An 18,911-nucleotide genomic window follows, 5' to 3' on the forward strand; every position below is an offset into this window, starting at 1 on the left:
CTTATCAACAGATAGGGGGAATGTTTAATGAACACTGCTGCCGTTGCAAAAGAACTTGGGGTTTCCACGAAAACTATACAGCGCTGGGTCAAGCAATTGGAACTGCCAATGGAACGTAACGAGCTTGGACACTATCATTTCCGGGAAGATGATCTAGAAACGTTAAAAAGCGTAAAGGAGCACCTCCACCATGGCGTGCTCCTGCAAGATATAAAAGCAGAAAACGCACCAGTCCCGGCAATGGAACCGGCCGAAACGAAACCTTTATCAACTGACGCTGAAAGCCGTGTCGCCGAGCTTGAAAACCGTCTGGAGCTCATGGAGCAGAAAATGAACCTGAAGGCCGATGCCGTCGTGTCCTACCAGCTTCTTCAGCACCGCCGGGAAATGGAAGAGCTGAGCCGCAAAATTCAAAAAATCGAGCAAACAATTGATATTCTTTTTGCCCAGCTCCCGGACGCCCAGCAGGAGCCGGTTCTTGTGTTTGATAACCAGAAGCTGCAGAAGCGCAGAGGCTTGCTTCGGTCAATTTTTAGTTTGTAAAAAAGATTGGATGACCTTTGGGGGTTGTCCTTTTTTTGTGGGTTGGGGGTTGTATGGTGGGGATGGCGGGGTCAGTCCCGTTATCCTTCACCGCAGCGGGGGACAGAGGACTCCGCCTCTGAGCCCTTATGCTAACAGCTGAGCGATTTGGTGCCGGAGCTTTAGTTCGGTAAAATCTGGCGGGACTGGCACGGTGCCAGTCCCGTCATGCTTCACCGCATCGGGGGACAGAGACCTCGGCCTCTGAGCCCTTATCCTTCAACGGCTGAGCGACTCGGTGCCGGAGCTTTAGTTCGGTGAAATTTCGCGGGACTGACCCCTCTTTTTGGAATAAGCGCACTGACCCCTCTTTTTGAAATAAGCTGCACTGACCCCCAGCCTATTAAAGAATAAAAGGACGGAGCAAGAAGACTGTTTATCCATATACCCCTTAACCTGGCGAGAGATGGGGACGGAGGTTTAACGCTTTAGCAGAGCGGGGGTCAGTGCAGTGCTCTGACCTTCTATCCTTTAAAGAGCCGGGGGAACAAGCATCGGCTTCGCTGAGGCTTGATTTATATGGGGATACAGGATGCGGGGACGGAGGTTTAGTCCTTTAGCAGAGCGGGGGTCAGTGCAAAAAAAGAACCGCTGCAAACATGCAGCGGTCTTCCTTATGATAGCAGAGGTCCTCTCGATGTCGTCGGAGAAAGCCAGACCTGTCCTGTTCCCCGGAATGTCTGCAAGTAGCCCTCTCCGCTCGTTGCAGATCCGATGATTCCTTTTGCAGAGCGCTCTACTGTAAATTGGATGCCGCCGGTGCGGAGTATGGCGAAGTTGCCGTCCACCTTCAGCGTATCGTTGTTTAGATCGACTTTTACGACCGCGCCTGCCGGAACGGGACTTTCCAGCACGATAATACCTGTCCCGGAAAGCTTCGTTTGGAATAGGCCTTCTCCCCCCTTTGCAGCAGAGGACAAGTTTTTCATTGATTCAATTCCAACCTCCACTGTTGACTCGCAGCAGTAAAACATGCCTTTATCCACAATGATTGAGTCATTTTCGATTTCAAGCATGAGGAAGTGGCTGAAGCTTGGCTCTAAAAAGATATCCCCGGTTCCCTTATATTTGGGTTTGATTCCTGATTCATTCGTCAGTACGCTGCTCGCAAACTTCTTCATGATTCCTGCAGCTCCGCCAAGCGAGTTATCCATTTCAATGTTTCCCTGCATGTAATGAAGAGCTCCCGCTTCGGTTGTAATGCTGCCATTTCTCAGTTCAACTGCGATTTGCCGAAGGCCCATGCCGAGCTTTTTCGCGTAATACATATCGGTTGGCGAGGTTAAGTATGTACTGCCGTTCAGGTCATTAAATTCTACAATTTTAAAAACAGCATTCTGTGTTTCGAGCTGCTCAATGACACTGTATACATCCTGATTATTTTGAACGATCATGGTTTCTCCTCCTAAAATTATCTTCTTTAATCATCGTACCACACTTAAATCAGTTAAAAACTTCCTTTTAAAACAAAAAATCCCTCTTCCGCTTGATTGTAAGCTAAGAGGGATGGCTGTTTTTTTATTTATGAGAAGTCTGGTTTTGTTCACGTGTAAATGCCTGCTTGCCCGGCACCTCGTGATGGTGTCGGCAGCGGGGCTCGTACGATTCTGACGCTCCGACTAAAATGATTGGATCCTGATAGGCCGCTGGTTTGCCGTCGATCAGGCGCTGTGTGCGGCTTGCGGGAGATCCGCAAACGGAGCAGACAGCCTGGAGCTTTGTGACGGTTTCAGCGATGGCCATTAAATCCGGCATAATACCAAACGGCTCTCCGCGGAAGTCCTGATCGAGACCCGCCGCAATCACCCGGTGACCGCGGTCTGCAAGGGTTGTGACCACTTCCATAATGCCGGCATCGAAAAATTGAATCTCGTCGATTGCTACTACATCTGTGTCCTCATCCACGAGCTTCAAAACATCCGCTGATGATGGAACCGGTGAACAGATAATGGTTGTCCCATTGTGGGAAACGACTTCCTTTTCACTGTATCGATTATCAATGGATGGCTTAAAAACCAAAACGTTCTGTTTAGCATATTGCGCACGGCGCACTCTGCGGATCAGTTCCTCGGATTTCCCTGAAAACATGCTTCCGCAAATGATTTCAAGCCATCCGCTAAATTTCATTACATACATGCAAACGGCCTCTCCCTTCATTCACTGCATTAGGCTGATGGACCGTGTAACAGCCTGTTTATTGCATTTTTACCCTTTGTTTATCTTGTCCGAAAGCTGCCTTTACATGCCGAAAGTCCCTATGTAAAGCGCTGAATTCCGTGTTTTTATCGTAAAAAAACAGGCAAGTGTGAAGACTTGCCTGTTTTTGTTTGAATCTATTTCGAAATTACTTCATACCATATTTTTTATTGAAACGGTCAACACGTCCGCCAGCTTCAGCGAATTTTTGACGTCCAGTGTAGAATGGATGGCACTCAGAGCAAGTCTCGATGCGCACCTCTTCTTTAACAGAACCTGTTTCAAATTCGTTACCGCAAGAACATTTAACCATAACTTTTTTGTAGTTAGGATGGATTCCAGTTTTCATTCTTTTCATCTCCTTCTGCCCTGCATTCTTACCGAATCCAGAGTTATCTTGTTCAAAAAATGGTGATCAAAATCACCTATTTGAACGGCATATGAAAAAAGTATAACAGGGCTTCTCTATGATTGCAAGAAACAAAATTGGAATCATAAAGGAAATCCCGCTTATTTTTTCTATGACCTTCTTGAACCTGCAGTGCTTGGCTTCATTTCAGCGGAAAGCACTTCAAAAAATTCTTCATTGCCTTTTGACTGCTTTAGTTTGCGAAGGAACTTTTCAACAAAGTCAGGTGTATCCGTCATTGATTTACGGATTGCCCATAGCTTCTCAAGATGTTCCTTTTGAACAAGAAGCTCTTCCTTACGAGTTCCGGAACGGCGGATATCAATGGCAGGGAAAATTCGTTTTTCGGCAAGAGAGCGGTCAAGATGCAGCTCCATATTACCGGTTCCTTTGAATTCCTCATAAATGACATCATCCATACGGGATCCCGTATCGACTAGTGCCGTTGCAAGAATCGTTAAGCTGCCGCCCTCTTCAATATTACGGGCAGCCCCGAAGAATCGCTTCGGACGGTGGAATGCAGCAGGGTCTATCCCTCCGGAAAGCGTACGTCCGCTTGGAGGAATAACAAGGTTATAAGCACGTGCAAGACGAGTAATGCTGTCCATAAGGATGATTACGTCTTTCTTGTGCTCCACAAGCCTCATCGCACGGTCAAGCACGAGTTCAGCAACCTTAATGTGGTTTTCCGGAACTTCATCAAAGGTCGAGCTGACCACATCGCCTGCAACGGAACGTTCGATATCCGTTACTTCCTCTGGACGCTCATCAATTAATAGAACAATCAGTTCTGCTTCCGGGTTGTTCGTTGTGATGCTGTTGGCAATTTCCTTCAAAAGCATCGTCTTCCCTGCTTTTGGAGGTGCAACAATCAGTCCGCGCTGGCCGAATCCAACCGGCGCAATCAGGTCCATAATTCTTGTGGACAGCATGTGCGGCTCTGTTTCAAGCTTAATCTGACGGTCCGGATAAAGCGGCGTCAAAGCCGGGAAGTGAACACGTTCCTTCGCTGATTCAGGGTCGTCGCCATTAACGGCATCGACATGAAGCAGTCCGTAGTAACGCTCATTTTCTTTCGGAGGACGAACCTTACCCGAAACCTTATCACCGTTTCTTAAGTCAAAACGTCTGATTTGGGACGCAGAAATATAAATATCCTCCGAGCTTGGAGAATAGTTAATCGGTCTAAGGAAACCAAAGCCCTCAGACTGGATGATTTCAAGAACGCCTTCCATGAATAAAAGGTCTTCCTGTTCTGCATCTGCTTTTAAAATAGCAAAAATTAGTTCTTTCTTCGTCAACTTGCTGTAGTAAGAGATTTTGAAATGACGAGCATGCTCGTACAATTCTTTCAGCTTCATGTTTTCTAATGAAGAGATGGAAACCTTACTCATGTAAACACCACACTTTTAGCATATAAAATAGACATACTGGTTTTCTTTCCGCCCTATATGTACTTTTGACATTGAAAAATGGATTTCAGGATAGAGAAGGAAAAGAAGGAAAAGCTTGAAGTAGTTGAAAGCAGTGTAATTAGTGAATGTGATTTTGCAGCACTCTTTAGTTTTACCTTATTTCACGTGATTAATCAATACGTTTTCGGAGACGTAAAACATTTGAAACAAATGAGGTAACCGGAGCATGGAAGCCCCGGTCAGCTAATTAGAGAAAAGTATTTTATTTTATAACCAAATTTGGCTTCTTTTTCAAACTGTGCTGGCCGTCGATGAAGCGGACGGTTCCGGATTTGGCTCTCATGACGATGGACTGGGTTGTGCCGCTTGATGCTTTAAACTGCACGCCGCGGAGAAGTTCTCCATCCGTAACTCCGGTGGCAGCGAAAATGGCGTCATCACCTTTTACCAGATCATCCATGAGAAGGACTTTATTTACATCAAGGCCCATTTTCACACAGCGTTCCAGCTCCTGGTCGTTTTGAGGAAGCAGCTTGCCTTGAATTTCTCCGCCAAGGCATTTCAGCGCTACGGCTGCAAGTACACCCTCAGGCGCTCCGCCGGATCCGAACAGGATGTCTACACCGGTATGATCAAAAGCTGTGTTAATCGCGCCGGCAACATCGCCATCATTGATTAGCTTGATGCGGACGCCTGCTTCGCGAAGCTCATTAATGATGCCCTGGTGGCGCTCGCGGTTCAAGATGGTGGCGACAATGTCTTCAATGTCTTTGTTCTTTGCTTTTGCTACTGCACGAAGGTTGTCCATAATCGGGGCATTGATGTCAATGCAGCCAACTGCATCCGGTCCCACCGCGATTTTATCCATGTACATATCCGGGGCGTTGAGCATGTTTCCGTGGTCTGCAACCGCAATAACCGCAAGCGCATTCCAGCCGCCCTGTGCCAGGATGTTTGTTCCTTCAAGCGGATCTACCGCTACGTCTACTCTTGGTCCGTAGCCATTTCCAAGCTTTTCTCCAATATAAAGCATTGGAGCCTCATCCATTTCTCCCTCTCCGATTACGACAGTCCCTTTCATCGGGATCGTATCGAAGACATCCCTCATTGCAGATGTTGCGGCATCATCCGCTTCATCCTTCTTTCCGCGGCCCATCCAGCGTGCGGATGCAAGTGCTGCGGCCTCTGTTACGCGTACTAGTTCCATCGATAAACTTCTTTCCATCTTTGGTTCCTCCCCTTCGCTGTAACGATAATATGTAAAACCTGCTTCCATTCGGAAGCAGGGTATTCACGGAATTAAGAGTTTTGAATTTGTTCGATTTCCTGAGCGGTTAACTTTTCACGCCAGATGGTTGCTCCCATGTTGGTGAGCTTTTCCTCCAGCTCGCTGTATCCTCGGTCAATATGTTCAAGCCCTGTAACCTCGGTAATGCCCTCAGCCATGAGACCTGCTGTGACAAGTGCGGCACCGGCTCTTAAATCGCTCGCCTTTACCTTTGCCCCCTGAAGCTTATTCGGACCCGAAACAATGGCGGAACGTCCCTCCACTTTGATAGACGCGCCCATACGGCGAAGTTCATCAATGTGCTTAAAGCGCGCGGAGTAAATCGTATCCGTGACGACGCTTGTCCCATTGGCTTTCGTCAGGAACGAGGTGAACGGCTGCTGAAGATCCGTCGGAAATCCCGGATAGACAAGGGTCTTCACATCAACCGGCTTCAACTCTTTCTGTCCGCCGACAATCCAGATTTGATCGTTGCTCGTTTCAATATGAACTCCGGTTTCCCTCAATTTAGCAATGAGAGATTCCATGTGGAGCGGAATAACGTTGTCAACCAGAACTTCCTTGCCTGCTGCTGCAGCAATAATCATGTAGGTTCCAGCTTCAATCCGGTCCGGAATGATAGAGTGGCGGCAGCCGTGAAGCTTTTCCACACCATCGATACGGATTTCGTCTGTTCCCGCTCCTTTGATTTTCGCACCCATGCTGGTCAGAAGCGTTGCGACATCAACGATTTCCGGTTCTTTCGCTGCGTTTTCAATGATGGTCCGGCCTTTTGCAAGAACAGCTGCAAGCATAATATTGATGGTCGCGCCAACGCTGACGACATCTAAATAAATACGTGCGCCTCTTAATTCTTCTGCCCGGAGATAAATCGCACCCTGTTCATTTGTAACTTGTGCTCCAAGCGCCTCAAAGCCTTTAATGTGCTGGTCAATCGGCCGCGGTCCGAGGTGGCATCCGCCCGGAAGTCCAATCACCGCTTTTTTAAAGCGGCCGAGCATGGCCCCCATCAAGTAGTAAGAGGCTCTTAATTTTTTTACCTTTCCGTTCGGAAGCGGCATTGAAATCATGTTCTCTGGCTGTACGTGCATTTCGCCGTTTTGAAAGTCGACTTTTCCGCCTACTTCCTCAAGCAAGTCCTTCAAAATATGCACATCTGATATATTTGGCAAACCTTCAATAATGACGGATGATTCAGCTAAAATGGTCGCCGGGATCAGCGCTACCGCACTGTTTTTTGCCCCGCTGATCGAAACGGAACCTTTCAGCAGATCACCGCCTGCAATTTTCAATTTTTCCATGATGGTCTCCTTCCTAAGAAGCTGACATGTTAAGAGCACTTTTCAACAAATTCTCCATAATTCCGACAGAACATACTCCGTATATGAAAAATAAAATTCCTCTGTATGGGATGTTAAAAAATGAACCTGTTTCCATTGTAAATTAAATTCCATTGATGCTCAAATGAAGCTCTCAACGAGAAGTTCCGTTCCCCGCTTTTTGAGGACGGCACCCTTATCAGAACTTCCTTTAAGAATAGTAGATGATGAGGGGATTTACAAATTTGGGCTTAGCGTTTTTATAGTACAGAACGTCGCGACCTTAGCAGAACTTCCCTACCCCAGCGCCTCCGCTTTTCTATTTGTCTAGCTCCGGCGGCTAGCTGTTCGGACGCTTCGCCGGCCCTGTCAAAGTCAAAGAGCGACTTTGTCAGTCCCTGCTCCACCGTCTCTCACAGGTGGGGCCTGCAGGAGGCAGGTCAGTTCTGCGTTGCGACAGGACGTCGCGACCTTAGCAGAACTTCCTTACTCGACGCCTCCGCTTTTCTAATAGACCGCATAAATGGCAAGCACGAAGCTTGCCATTTATAACTGCCTATTTACTTGTCCGCTGATTAAGCGCGGTTGTTCCAGTCAGCGAGAAACTTCTCAATTCCCTGTTCTGTAAGAGGGTGTTTGAATAGCTGATGAATGACTTTCAATGGGATGGTGGCAATGTGCGCACCGTGTAATGCTGCATCCGTAACGTGCATAGGATGGCGGATTGAAGCAGCGATAATTTCTGTGTCCAGTCCGTGAAGGTCAAAGATTTCAGAAATCGTCGCGATCAAGTCCATTCCATCCTGGCCGATATCATCCAGTCTGCCAAGGAAAGGAGAAACGTATGTTGCTCCTGCACGCGCTGCAAGAAGCGCCTGGTTTGCACTGAAAATAAGGGTCACGTTTGTCTTGATTCCAAGCTCCGAGAATTCCTTAACCGCTTTTAGTCCATCTGGCGTCATCGGGACTTTTACGGTGATGTTTGGAGCAATTTTTGCTAGTTCTTTGCCTTCCTCAATCATTTCTTCGGCTTTTAAAGAAATGACTTCTGCACTGACCGATCCTTTAACTATGTCCGTGATTTCTCTTAGTCTATCATGAAAGGAGATATTTTCTTTGGCTACTAAACTCGGGTTTGTCGTCACACCTGCAAGGATTCCCATTTCCTGGGCTTCTTTGATTTCTTCAAGGTTTGCTGTATCAATGAAAAATTTCATTCTGTCTCGCTCCCTTATCAAAATCTGAAAACTGAAACTTGTTATCGCTTTCTTTTTATATCTGTGAAAACCGTCTTAAAAAAGACGGTTTTCAATTGTTGAAATTAAGCTCGGTTTGAAGAACCGAATTCGCGCATTTTTCCTTGAACCGTTTCTTTGATTGCATCGCGAGCTGGTCCAAGATATTTGCGTGGATCGTACTCTTCAGGTTTTGCAGCAAGCACTTCACGAACCGTTCTTGCAGAAGCAATTTGGTTCTCAGTGTTTACGTTGATTTTAGCTGTTCCGAAAGAAATAGCTTTTTGGATATCGTGAGTCGGGATACCAGTTCCGCCGTGAAGAACGAGTGGAAGGCCAGTAGCCGCACCGATTTCTTCCATTTCTTTGAAACCAAGGTTTGGTTCACCTTTGTAAGGACCGTGTACAGATCCAAGTGCAGGTGCAAGTGTGTCGATTCCAGTACGCTCAACAAGCTCCTGGCACTCTTTAGGGTCAGCGTAGATTACGCCTTCAGCGATTACGTCATCTTCCTGTCCGCCAACTGTTCCAAGCTCAGCTTCAACAGATACGCCGTGGAAATGAGCAAGCTCAACCACTTTGGATGTTTCAGCAATGTTTTCTTCGAACGGATGGTGAGAAGCATCGATCATAACAGATGTGAAACCTGCATGAATTGCTTTTGCACAAGATTCGAAGCTTGAACCATGGTCAAGGTGAATGGCAACAGGTACCGTCACTTTATATTCGTCCATAAGAGCTTCAACTAGAGCAACAATTGTTTTGAAGCCGCCCATGTAACGTGCAGCACCTTCAGAAACACCTAGAATAACCGGTGATTTTTCTTCTTGTGCAGCTTGAAGAATCGCTTGAGTGAACTCAAGGTTGTTCAGATTGAATTGACCAACAGCGTAGCCTTCGCTTTTGGCTTTTTGAAGCATTTCTGTCATTGATACTAAAGGCATATCAAATATCCTCCTTGTATAGCCTGATTTTGCTAAACCCGAAAAGCCTATCAAATCTAGCTTGACCAGAAAATTTCCTGTATATGTAACTAAGAAATGGATGCATAGCTTTTCTCAAACAATAGCATACCAATAACAAGAAAAATCGGCAACTTTTCGACACAAGTCCAAAAATTCAAACTACTTCTCAGTTTGATCTGATCGGAAGATGTTTCTTGACAGCTGCACGAATTTCATCAATATCAAATGGTTTGGCGAAATGAGTAAGCGCCCCAAGGTCTTTCGCCTCCTGGATCATATCCAGTTCTCCATAAGCCGTCATGATAATAACGCGGATGTTGGGCTCAACAAGCTTCATTCTCTTTAGTATTTCAATTCCATCCATTCCAGGAATTTTCATATCAAGCAGAACAAGATCCGGAGGTGTTTGCTCCAGAATTTCCAATGCTTGAAAGCCGCTTGCAGCCTGGTACGTGTCGTAGCCTTCTTTTTGGAAGACCTCATTTAATAAAATTCTGATTCCGTACTGATCATCCACGATTAATATTTTCTCTTTTGCCATCTCTGCACCTCTTCACGTTTTTTCCTTAAATAGCAAGAAAGTATTATTTAATACTGAATGTCCTGCATTGAATAAGGTGACCTGTCCAGCTCCAGCGCCTAGCCCCTTAAGGAGTCGGAGGCCCACAGGACGCGGGTCAGTTCTGCGTTGCGACAGGACGTCGCGCACTTAGCAGAACTTCATTCCAAGCGCTTTCGCATTCCTTATGTCCTATGATACTAATTCTTTTAAGTTGGTCAATCTCCTGCCTCTTATTGGATATTGTTTAACATTTTGTCTTTTGGGCCGATATTCCGTATAATGCCTGTGAAAAGGATTTGTACAGAAGGAGTTTTTCCCATGCTAAAAATATTTTCCACCCAGCTCGCCGGACAGTTTCAGCGCATTCAAAGCCAGGAGGAATTTTCAATAGAGGATGGAGCAAGATTGCTTGCACAGGCTTGTGCAGGAGACGGCACCATCTACATTCACGGATTCAGTGAGCTTTCAGGAATTGTCAGTGAAGCATCCCAAAGCCTTGAACCCTTTCCAAATGCAAAGCCGCTTTTTAGAGAAGACGGGGAAATGGAAGCTGTTCTCCCATCTGACCGTGTGCTGCTTTTCACTAGACTTTCCAGCGACCATGATGCAATTGAACTTGCCAGACAGCTTCAGGAAGCAGGCGTTGAAACAGTAGGGGTATCTGCTTTAAATGGAGATTCCGGTTTGGAAACCGCAGTGGATATCCATATCGATTCGAAACTAAAGAAACCGATGATCCCCGCGGAAGACGGCAGCCGCTACGGTTTTCCCGCCATTATGACAGGACTGTTTGTTTATTACGCTCTCAGGTTTACAATTGAAGAAATCCTCTCTGAATATTTAGAGGATGAAGAAGATCTGTAACCGCAAAAAAAATCCTGACGGACAAGCCGTCAGGATTTTTTGCATGATTTACAGTTTTTCTGAAGCTTTCAAGGAAGCTTGAATGAAATCACGGAATAGCGGCTGCGGACGTGTTGGACGAGACGTGAATTCCGGGTGGAATTGAGACGCTACAAACCAAGGGTGATCCTTCAGCTCGATAATTTCAACCAATCTTCCGTCAGGGCTTGTACCGGAGAACATGAAACCTGATTCCTCCATCGCCTGACGGTACTCATTGTTGAATTCGTAACGATGACGGTGGCGTTCGTATACAACTGCATCTGCATAAGCTTCCATTGCTTTAGAGCCTTCCGTCAGTTTGCAAGGGTAGATTCCAAGACGCAATGTTCCGCCAAGATCTTCAATATCCTTTTGTTCAGGAAGAAGGTCAATGACTGCATGCGGTGTAAGAGGATCAATTTCTGCAGAATGAGCCCCTTCCAGTCCAAGTACATTTCGTGCATATTCAATGGATGCTACTTGCATTCCAAGGCAGATTCCGAAGAATGGCACCCGGTTTTCACGCGCGAACTTAGTAGCCGCGATTTTACCTTCTACTCCACGGTCTCCAAATCCTCCAGGAACAAGAATTCCGTCTGCATTTGCAAGAAGAGTGCTGACATTTTCATCGGTTACTTCTTCTGCATTGATCCAATCGATGCTGATATCCGAATCAAAGGCATAGCCTGCATGACGAAGTGCTTCAACGACTGAAATGTATGCATCCTGCAATTCAACATACTTTCCGACAAGCGCAATGCGCGTCGTTTTGGAAAGGTTGGTTACGCGGTGGACAAGCTCTTTCCACTCCTCCATATTTGGCTCCGGGCAATCAAGCTTCAAGTGCTCACATGTAATGGTGTCAAGCTTCTGATCCTGAAGAGCAAGAGGAATCGAATAAAGTGTGTCGGCATCGCGGCACTCAATGACAGCTTTCGCATCGATGTCACAGAATAAAGCAATTTTATCCTTCATATCCTGGGAAATCGGCAATTCCGTACGGGCAACAATCACATTCGGCTGAATGCCCAAACTTCTTAATTCCTTTACACTATGCTGTGTAGGCTTTGTTTTCATCTCGCCAGCGGCCTTGATATAAGGCACAAGCGTACAGTGAATATACATGACATTGTCGCGGCCGATATCACTTTTGATTTGGCGAATGGCTTCAAGGAATGGCAGAGACTCAATATCTCCAACTGTTCCGCCGATTTCTGTAATCACGACATCCGCATTCGTTTCTTTGCCGGCACGGAATACCTTGTCTTTAATTTCATTCGTAATGTGCGGGATAACCTGAACCGTTCCTCCAAGATAATCTCCGCGGCGTTCCTTTTTCAGCACCGTGGAATAAACTTTTCCCGTCGTCACGTTGCTGTATTTATTTAGGTTAATATCAATAAAACGTTCATAATGGCCAAGATCCAAATCCGTTTCTGCGCCATCTCCGGTTACGAATACTTCCCCATGCTGATACGGGCTCATTGTTCCCGGATCCACGTTAATGTAAGGATCGAATTTTTGAATCGTTACGTTCAATCCTCTGTTCTTTAAAAGGCGGCCAAGTGATGCTGCTGTAATACCTTTACCAAGCGACGAGACAACACCGCCGGTTACGAAAATATACTTTGTCATTTGATGGTCTTCCCCCTCACGAGATACAATCTTTGTATAATTTGTGCTAAAACCAGCCAATTTAGTATTCGAAATGGAGCAAGGCTGAAAGCACGGATAAATGATGAAACGGTCGTATGCTTGCTGAGAAAAATAAGAAAGCCCCCTTCCAATTTCTTAGAAGGGAGCTGATATTATAATCATCATAAAAGCACTTAAAAAGAGCCCAAATAAAATATTACTAACTTCAATGTCGAAAGTCAAGATGAATCTTATTCTTTCTCTTCGTCATCCTCGTCCGTGTCATCTTCTTCGTCATCATCAAGATCTTCATCATCAATGATTTCGAGATCATCGTCGTCCTCGTCGTCTACATCCTCATCCGTATCATCAAGGTCTGCATCCACTGCATCTTCTTCATCGTCATAATCTTCGAGGTCGTCAAAATCAAGATCCTCATCTTCTTCTGCCTCTTCGAAATCATCTTCTTCAAAGTCATCTGCCACTGCAGCAGCTTTCTTCGTTTTCTTTTTCTTCACTTTCGGAACAACCGTCATTTCCTCTTCAAGTGTATCCACTGGATATCTGTTGCGGAGTCCCCACTTGTTATCACCGACAGCAATGAAACGGCCATCAATATTCAGGTCCGTATAAAATTGTGCGATTTTTTCCTCAACCTGCTCTTGAGTAAGACCTGCTAATTTGGTAACTTCTTTCATTAGATCCTGAAAATCAACTGGTTCTTTTTTATCCGTCATTAATCCATGAGCAATTTCGATCAATGCCATTTCTTTTATTTCTTCTTTAGAGTATTGCGCTAAACTCAACGTAAGGCACTCCCTTTCTTATTCGTCCATTCTTTATCCCGCATTAACGTACAGTTAAACCCCCGCTAATGGAGATTTAACATTATATAAAGGCTGAAAAGGGGTGAGGCTAACGGCCGCAAGCCTTCCCGCCTGTATGTAAACCTTGCTGAAGACACAAAATCATATCTTTCATTATAAACAAATTCTAGCACTTTATGCTAGCTTTCTGTGAAAAAAAGAAGGCTGTTATGAAAATAACACTTGATTATTTTCACGGACAGGGGAGCCGGAATCAAAAACCGTGTCCACATGGCTGAATACGAAGCAGCTGATAAATTTCCATTTAAAAAACCAGGCAGTGCCCGGCACTGCCTGATTTCCGATTACATATTCCGGCGATACTGTCCGCCTGCTTCGTATAGTGCAGCCGTTATTTGGCCAAGACTTGCGTATTGAACCGTGTTCATCAGTTCTTTGAACAGGTTTCCATTGGTCATTGCCGTGTGCTGCAATTTTTCCAATGCCTTTTCTGCTTCTTTTTCATGCCTTTTTTGGAAGGCTAGGAGATTTTGAATCTGTGTCTCTTTCTCTTCCTTTGAAGCACGGGCAATTTCCATGTTGTCGAGTTCTTCTTCCGAAGGCGGATTAGGATTTAAGTACGTATTCACACCGATGATCGGCAGCTCGCCATTGTGCTTCTTCATTTCATAGTGCATGGATTCATCCTGAATTTTGCCGCGCTGGTACTGTGTTTCCATTGCGCCAAGTACGCCGCCGCGTTCGTTAATGCGGTCGAATTCTTCAAGGACGGCCGCTTCTACCAGGTCGGTAAGCTCTTCAATGATGAATGAGCCTTGAAGCGGATTTTCGTTTTTCGTCAGGCCGTGTTCTTTCGTAATGATCATCTGGATCGCCATCGCCCGCCTTACTGATTCCTCTGTTGGCGTTGTGATCGCTTCATCATACGCATTCGTGTGGAGTGAGTTGCAGTTATCATGCAGAGCCATTAGCGCCTGCAGCGTAGTCCGTATGTCATTGAAGTCGATTTCCTGGGCATGCAGGGATCTTCCGGACGTCTGGATATGGTATTTAAGCTTTTGGCTTCGTTCGTTTGCTCCATATTTATCACGCATAACCGTGGCCCAGATCCTTCTTGCCACACGCCCGATCACGGTATATTCGGGGTCAAGGCCGTTACTGAAGAAGAAGGACAGGTTCGGTGCAAAATGATCGATGTTCATGCCTCTGCTTAAATAGTATTCAACATACGTAAAGCCGTTTGCCAACGTAAAGGCAAGCTGCGAAATCGGATTGGCTCCAGCTTCTGCGATGTGGTACCCGGATATGGAGACGGAGTAATAGTTGCGCACCTTTTCCTCAATGAAGTACTGCTGAATGTCTCCCATCAGTTTAAGGGCGAATTCGGTAGAAAAAATACACGTGTTCTGGCCTTGGTCTTCCTTCAAAATATCCGCTTGAACCGTTCCGCGCACCGTTTGCAGTGTATACGCCTTGATCTCTGCAGCTTCCGCTTCATTCAGCTCGCGCCCAAGCTCTTCTTTTTTCCGGTCAAGCTGCTGCTGGATGGCTGTGTTCATGAACATGGCAAGGATAATAGGAGCCGGTCCATTGATCGTCATTGAAACAGAGGTGGATGGCGCACAAAGGTCAAAGCCCGCGTACAGTTTTTTCATATCGTCGAGAGTACAGATGCTTACACCGCTCTCACCGACTTTTCCATATATATCAGGACGGTGGGCAGGATCTTCTCCATAGAGCGTCACCGAATCAAAAGCTGTACTTAAACGTTTGGCTGAATCATCCTTGGACAGATAATGAAAACGGCGGTTCGTTCTTTCAGGCGTACCTTCTCCTGCGAACTGTCTTTTCGGATCCTCCCCTTCACGCTTAAACGGAAAAACGCCCGCTGTATAAGGAAAGGAACCCGGAACATTCTCCCGATAAATCCATCGTAAAAGATCACCATGATCCTTGTAAGCTGGCAAGGAAATCTTCGGGATTCCCAAACCGGACAGAGAAATGGTTTTCAGCTGGGTGACAAGCTCTTTATCACGAATCTTCGTGACAAACTGATCGCCTTTGTATTGTTCTTTTAGAGATTCCCAGTTCTCCAGATGGTTCTTGGATTCTTTGGTCAGTTCTTCTTTCGTTTGCTCTTTTATCACTTGAAGAGCAGACGCTGTTTCTCCTTCTGTTTCCGGAAGAAGGGAGAGCACGCCATCGAGCTGGTAAAGCTTTGTCGCAATTACTGCCTGCTGCTCTGCTTTTTTATGATAATTCCGGACTGTATCGCTGATTTCACGCAGGTAATAGCGGCGTTCAGTTGGAATGATGACGTTTTGTTTTTTTACATCGGTCACCATTTCCAGAGAGGAATTCCACTCTTTTCCGGTTTTTTCACGGATGGTTTGAAGCAGCACCTGAAAAAGGGTATTCGTGCCCGGATCGTTAAATTGACTGGCAATCGTTCCGTAGACAGGCATTGCATCCAAATCCTGTTCAAACAGATTACGGCTGCGCTGGTATTGCTTTTGAACCTGGCGCTTTGCATCCTCGGAGCCTTTGCGCTCAAACTTATTGATCACAATCAGATCCGCGTAGTCAATCATGTCAATTTTTTCGAGCTGGGTTGGCGCTCCGTACTCGCTCGTCATCACATACATGGAAAGATCGCAAATATCCGTAATCCCCGCATCACCCTGGCCAATTCCGCTTGTTTCTACGACAATCAGATCATATCCCGCTGCCTTCACCACTGAGATAGCATCCTTTATAGCGAGGGACAGCTCGGATCTGGATTGCCTCGTTGCAAGGCTTCGCATAAATACTCTCGGATTAAAGATGGCATTCATACGGATCCGGTCTCCAAGAAGCGCTCCGCCCGTTTTTTGCTTTGTCGGATCAACGGATAGGATAGCAATCTTCATTTCCGGTATTTCATTGATAAAACGGCGGATCAATTCATCGGTTAAGGAGCTTTTACCGGCTCCGCCTGTTCCTGTGATTCCAATGACAGGTGCACTGGATTCGGTCTGATTCAGGCCGGCGATCAGCTGCTCGGCTGCCGCTGCCGCCTCGTCTTTTTCGTTTACACGCGCTTCCGCCAGCGTAATGAGTTTTGCCACCGCTGTCACACTTCCGCTTTTCAGTTCCTCAAGCTCATTTCCAAGCTTCACTACCGTTGGAAAATCACACTCTTCCAGCATTCGATTAATCATGCCCTGTAAGCCATTTTTCCGGCCATCCTCCGGTGAAAAAATCCTCGCAATCCCGTATTCGTGCAATTCTTTTATTTCCCGCGGAATAATGACACCGCCTCCTCCGCCATAGATCCGGATATGCGGTGCACCTTTTTCTTTCAATAAATCGAGCATGTATTTGAAATACTCGACATGACCGCCCTGATAGGAGGAAATCGCAATTCCTTGTGCATCTTCCTGAATCGCAGCATTCACCACTTCCTCTACAGATCGGTTATGGCCAAGGTGAATAACCTCGGCACCGCTTCCCTGCAAAATCCGCCTCATGATATTAATGGATGCATCATGTCCATCGAATAAACTTGAAGCTGTAACAAAACGTACGGCATGCTTTGGTTTGTAAATATGCATATTCCGTTTCCCCCTTCGTTTCACCGCCCATCCCCATGTGCGGCTTCACTCATTTAATTCCATTTAGAATCAGAGATGTCTGTGAAGCAATGTACTCATCAATTGAACAAAGCTTTTGGAGTGCCCACCGCCGGAATGCCCACATTTGCCCTTGAACGAAAATATTATGAGCCATTAGCGTTTTTTCGCTTTCACTTAAAGAAAAAGCATTGTTCTCCACGCAATTTTCTATGACATGCTCGAACATTCCGACCATTTCCACCTCTTTTTGCAGGACGTAAGGAAGTGCGTCCTTCGAAAGGGACTTAGCCTCCTGGTACATTACGAGAACCTCATCCTGCATATCATCAATGACGCGAAAATAGTTGGCAATGGCATGCTCCAGTCCTTCAATTGTTCCATTTCTTGGATTGATATCCTGCTCAAGGCGGTTCCGGACTTCATCGTAAATTGTGTCGCAAACGAGGTATAGAACGTCTTCCTTTTGCCGGATGTATTCATAAAGCGTTCCAATGCTGAAGCCCGCAGCTTTTGCAATCTCGCGGGTTGTGGTTCGATGAAAGCCCTTTTGCTTAAACAGGCTGACCGCTCCCTTGATCATTTGATCCCGTCTTTTTTTAATCAGCCGTTCATCTTTAACGGATGCCGGTACCTCTCTTCTCATTCGATCGGCCCCTTTGTTTCAAAATTGCCGCGACATTTTCAGAGCCTGGACGGACCAGAGAATAATCATTCCGCTCCAAGCCCGCCAAGCTGGTGGTTCATTGCTGCGATTGCAAAAAAATCAGGATGATATACGCACATAAATTCATCAAGTTCCTAACTGAATTGGCTGCTCCTGAATGCGGTGTGTTACTTCGTCAGCATTCTGGAGATAACAAGTCTTTGAATCTCCTGCGTTCCTTCGTAAATCTGCGTGATTTTTGCATCGCGCATGTAGCGTTCAACTGGATAATCCTTCGTATAGCCATAGCCGCCGAATACTTGAACCGCTTCTGTTGTCACCCTCATAGCCGCATCCCCTGCGAAAAGCTTTGACATAGCCGATTCCTTTCCATATGGAAGCCCTTCTGATTCAAGCCATGCTGCCTGATAGGTTAGAAGTCTGGCTGCTTCAACACTTGTTGCCATATCGGCAAGCTTAAAGCCGATTCCCTGCTGGGCAGCGATCGGTTTGCCAAACTGCTGGCGCTCTTTTGCGTAGCCGACAGAAGCATCCAGTGCCCCCTGTGCAATTCCGACTGCTTGGGCAGCGATTCCGTTTCTTCCCCCGTCAAGCGTCATCATGGCGATTTTGAAGCCTTCTCCTTCTTCGCCAAGCATGTTTTCCTTCGGTACACGGCAGTCTTCGAAGATGATTTCCGTTGTCGGTGATGAACGGATGCCCAGTTTCTTTTCTTTTTTTCCGACGGAGAAGCCAGGGAAGCTGCTCTCGACGATAAATGCTGTCGTTCCTTTATGTTTTTGATCCGCATCGGTTACGGCAAAAACGATATAAATGTCAGCGATTCCGCCGTTTGTAATAAAGATTTTGGACCCGTTCAGCACGTAGTGATCTCCATCAAGCTTCGCATTCGTCTTCATCCCGCCTGCATCGGATCCTGATCCGGGTTCAGTTAAACCGTAGGCACCGATTTTTTCTCCTTGTGCCATCGGCTTTAAATATTTCTGTTTCTGTTCCTCTGTACCGAATTTATACACAGGCCATCCGGCAAGAGAGGTATGGGCTGACAGCGTAACACCTGTTGAGGCACAGACACGGGAGAGCTCCTCTACCGCAATCACGTACGCTAAATAATCGCTGCCGATTCCGCCGTACTCTTCCGGCCATGGAATTCCCGTCAGGCCAAGCTCCGCCATTTTGTCAAACAGAGCCCTGTCGAAGCGCTCTTCTTCATCGCGCTCAGCGGCCGTAGGCTCTACTTCCTTTTTGGCAAAATCGCGTACCATTTTCCGAATCATTTCATGTTCTTCTGATAGTTTAAATTGCATGTTCCCAT

General features: G+C 46.2%; 16 protein-coding genes. 2 read left to right on the forward strand and 14 right to left on the reverse strand.

The genetic code is table 11. From position 1 onward, the window contains the following. The first annotated feature begins 27 nt into the window (after nucleotides 1-27). The gene (locus tag WCV65_RS19945) at nucleotides 28-543 is read left to right on the forward strand and encodes a MerR family transcriptional regulator (RefSeq protein ID WP_338778887.1); all 516 of its coding nucleotides are present in this window, start codon (nucleotides 28-30) and stop codon (nucleotides 541-543) included. A gap of 653 nt (nucleotides 544-1,196) precedes the next feature. Here WCV65_RS19945 and WCV65_RS19950 read toward each other — a convergent pair. The 9 genes from WCV65_RS19950 to WCV65_RS19990 form a co-directional block, all read right to left on the reverse strand. Beyond that, nucleotides 1,197-1,976 (reverse strand): AIM24 family protein, encoded by a 780-nt coding sequence (locus tag WCV65_RS19950; RefSeq protein ID WP_338778889.1) that lies wholly within the window; start codon nucleotides 1,974-1,976, stop codon nucleotides 1,197-1,199. Between the two features lie 124 nt (nucleotides 1,977-2,100). Beyond that, on the reverse strand, nucleotides 2,101-2,718 hold the full coding sequence (locus WCV65_RS19955; protein ID WP_211561604.1) for a thymidine kinase: 618 nt from the start codon (nucleotides 2,716-2,718) through the stop codon (nucleotides 2,101-2,103). A 208-nt stretch (nucleotides 2,719-2,926) separates the two neighbouring features. Further along, the gene (rpmE, locus tag WCV65_RS19960; RefSeq protein WP_035408007.1) at nucleotides 2,927-3,127 is read right to left on the reverse strand and encodes a 50S ribosomal protein L31; all 201 of its coding nucleotides are present in this window, start codon (nucleotides 3,125-3,127) and stop codon (nucleotides 2,927-2,929) included. A 170-nt stretch (nucleotides 3,128-3,297) separates the two neighbouring features. Then, nucleotides 3,298-4,581 (reverse strand): transcription termination factor Rho, encoded by a 1,284-nt coding sequence (gene rho, locus WCV65_RS19965; protein ID WP_035408004.1) that lies wholly within the window; start codon nucleotides 4,579-4,581, stop codon nucleotides 3,298-3,300. Nucleotides 4,582-4,864: 283 nt separating this feature from the next. Beyond that, nucleotides 4,865-5,827, reverse strand: a complete 963-nt coding sequence (gene glpX, locus WCV65_RS19970; protein WP_035408001.1) for a class II fructose-bisphosphatase — start codon at nucleotides 5,825-5,827, stop codon at nucleotides 4,865-4,867. A 74-nt stretch (nucleotides 5,828-5,901) separates the two neighbouring features. Then, a complete protein-coding gene (locus WCV65_RS19975) occupies nucleotides 5,902-7,191 on the reverse strand; it encodes a UDP-N-acetylglucosamine 1-carboxyvinyltransferase (RefSeq protein ID WP_035407999.1) in 1,290 nt (429 codons plus the stop codon). 593 nt (nucleotides 7,192-7,784) lie between these two features. After that, the gene (gene fsa, locus WCV65_RS19980; protein ID WP_035407997.1) at nucleotides 7,785-8,426 is read right to left on the reverse strand and encodes a fructose-6-phosphate aldolase; all 642 of its coding nucleotides are present in this window, start codon (nucleotides 8,424-8,426) and stop codon (nucleotides 7,785-7,787) included. A 104-nt stretch (nucleotides 8,427-8,530) separates the two neighbouring features. Further along, the gene (locus tag WCV65_RS19985) at nucleotides 8,531-9,388 is read right to left on the reverse strand and encodes a class II fructose-bisphosphate aldolase (protein WP_035407995.1); all 858 of its coding nucleotides are present in this window, start codon (nucleotides 9,386-9,388) and stop codon (nucleotides 8,531-8,533) included. Nucleotides 9,389-9,575: 187 nt separating this feature from the next. Beyond that, the gene (locus WCV65_RS19990) at nucleotides 9,576-9,950 is read right to left on the reverse strand and encodes a response regulator (RefSeq protein ID WP_035407993.1); all 375 of its coding nucleotides are present in this window, start codon (nucleotides 9,948-9,950) and stop codon (nucleotides 9,576-9,578) included. Between the two features lie 339 nt (nucleotides 9,951-10,289). Here WCV65_RS19990 and WCV65_RS19995 point away from each other — a divergent pair, with 339 nt between their 5' ends. Beyond that, nucleotides 10,290-10,835: a DUF2529 domain-containing protein gene (locus WCV65_RS19995; RefSeq protein ID WP_338778892.1), complete on the forward strand. Its 546-nt coding sequence runs from the start codon at nucleotides 10,290-10,292 to the stop codon at nucleotides 10,833-10,835. A 48-nt stretch (nucleotides 10,836-10,883) separates the two neighbouring features. On the opposite strand, the gene WCV65_RS20000 is transcribed toward WCV65_RS19995, so the two are convergent. The 5 genes from WCV65_RS20000 to WCV65_RS20020 form a co-directional block, all read right to left on the reverse strand. Then, entirely contained in the window at nucleotides 10,884-12,491 is a 1,608-nt protein-coding gene (locus WCV65_RS20000) for a CTP synthase (RefSeq protein WP_338778893.1), read from the reverse strand. A gap of 251 nt (nucleotides 12,492-12,742) precedes the next feature. Continuing rightward, nucleotides 12,743-13,297, reverse strand: a complete 555-nt coding sequence (gene rpoE, locus WCV65_RS20005; RefSeq protein ID WP_338778895.1) for a DNA-directed RNA polymerase subunit delta — start codon at nucleotides 13,295-13,297, stop codon at nucleotides 12,743-12,745. Nucleotides 13,298-13,662: 365 nt separating this feature from the next. Further along, complete coding sequence (icmF, locus tag WCV65_RS20010) at nucleotides 13,663-16,911, reverse strand: fused isobutyryl-CoA mutase/GTPase IcmF (RefSeq protein WP_338778897.1); 3,249 nt, start codon at nucleotides 16,909-16,911, stop codon at nucleotides 13,663-13,665. 49 nt (nucleotides 16,912-16,960) lie between these two features. Beyond that, complete coding sequence (locus WCV65_RS20015; RefSeq protein WP_035407984.1) at nucleotides 16,961-17,575, reverse strand: TetR/AcrR family transcriptional regulator; 615 nt, start codon at nucleotides 17,573-17,575, stop codon at nucleotides 16,961-16,963. 188 nt (nucleotides 17,576-17,763) lie between these two features. Then, complete coding sequence (locus tag WCV65_RS20020; protein WP_035407982.1) at nucleotides 17,764-18,903, reverse strand: acyl-CoA dehydrogenase; 1,140 nt, start codon at nucleotides 18,901-18,903, stop codon at nucleotides 17,764-17,766. Nucleotides 18,904-18,911 lie beyond the last annotated feature (8 nt).

This window comes from Metabacillus sp. FJAT-52054, assembly GCF_037201815.1.
GTDB classification, from domain to species: Bacteria; Bacillota; Bacilli; order Bacillales; family Bacillaceae; genus Metabacillus_B; species Metabacillus_B sediminis.

What these genes read in the sequence shown, in the direction of transcription:
- WCV65_RS20000 (WP_338778893.1), bottom strand. Translation starts at nt 12,491, where the DNA reads ATGACAAAGTATATTTTCGTAACCGGCGGTGTTGTCTCGTCGCTTGGT.
- WCV65_RS19950 (WP_338778889.1), bottom strand. Translation starts at nt 1,976, where the DNA reads ATGATCGTTCAAAATAATCAGGATGTATACAGTGTCATTGAGCAGCTC.
- WCV65_RS20020 (WP_035407982.1), bottom strand. Translation starts at nt 18,903, where the DNA reads ATGCAATTTAAACTATCAGAAGAACATGAAATGATTCGGAAAATGGTA.
- glpX (WP_035408001.1), bottom strand. Translation starts at nt 5,827, where the DNA reads ATGGAAAGAAGTTTATCGATGGAACTAGTACGCGTAACAGAGGCCGCA.
- WCV65_RS19995 (WP_338778892.1), top strand. Translation starts at nt 10,290, where the DNA reads ATGCTAAAAATATTTTCCACCCAGCTCGCCGGACAGTTTCAGCGCATT.
- WCV65_RS19945 (WP_338778887.1), top strand. Translation starts at nt 28, where the DNA reads ATGAACACTGCTGCCGTTGCAAAAGAACTTGGGGTTTCCACGAAAACT.
- WCV65_RS19985 (WP_035407995.1), bottom strand. Translation starts at nt 9,388, where the DNA reads ATGCCTTTAGTATCAATGACAGAAATGCTTCAAAAAGCCAAAAGCGAA.
- WCV65_RS19990 (WP_035407993.1), bottom strand. Translation starts at nt 9,950, where the DNA reads ATGGCAAAAGAGAAAATATTAATCGTGGATGATCAGTACGGAATCAGA.
- WCV65_RS20015 (WP_035407984.1), bottom strand. Translation starts at nt 17,575, where the DNA reads ATGAGAAGAGAGGTACCGGCATCCGTTAAAGATGAACGGCTGATTAAA.
- icmF (WP_338778897.1), bottom strand. Translation starts at nt 16,911, where the DNA reads ATGCATATTTACAAACCAAAGCATGCCGTACGTTTTGTTACAGCTTCA.
- WCV65_RS19975 (WP_035407999.1), bottom strand. Translation starts at nt 7,191, where the DNA reads ATGGAAAAATTGAAAATTGCAGGCGGTGATCTGCTGAAAGGTTCCGTT.
- rpmE (WP_035408007.1), bottom strand. Translation starts at nt 3,127, where the DNA reads ATGAAAACTGGAATCCATCCTAACTACAAAAAAGTTATGGTTAAATGT.
- rho (WP_035408004.1), bottom strand. Translation starts at nt 4,581, where the DNA reads ATGAGTAAGGTTTCCATCTCTTCATTAGAAAACATGAAGCTGAAAGAA.
- fsa (WP_035407997.1), bottom strand. Translation starts at nt 8,426, where the DNA reads ATGAAATTTTTCATTGATACAGCAAACCTTGAAGAAATCAAAGAAGCC.
- WCV65_RS19955 (WP_211561604.1), bottom strand. Translation starts at nt 2,718, where the DNA reads ATGTATGTAATGAAATTTAGCGGATGGCTTGAAATCATTTGCGGAAGC.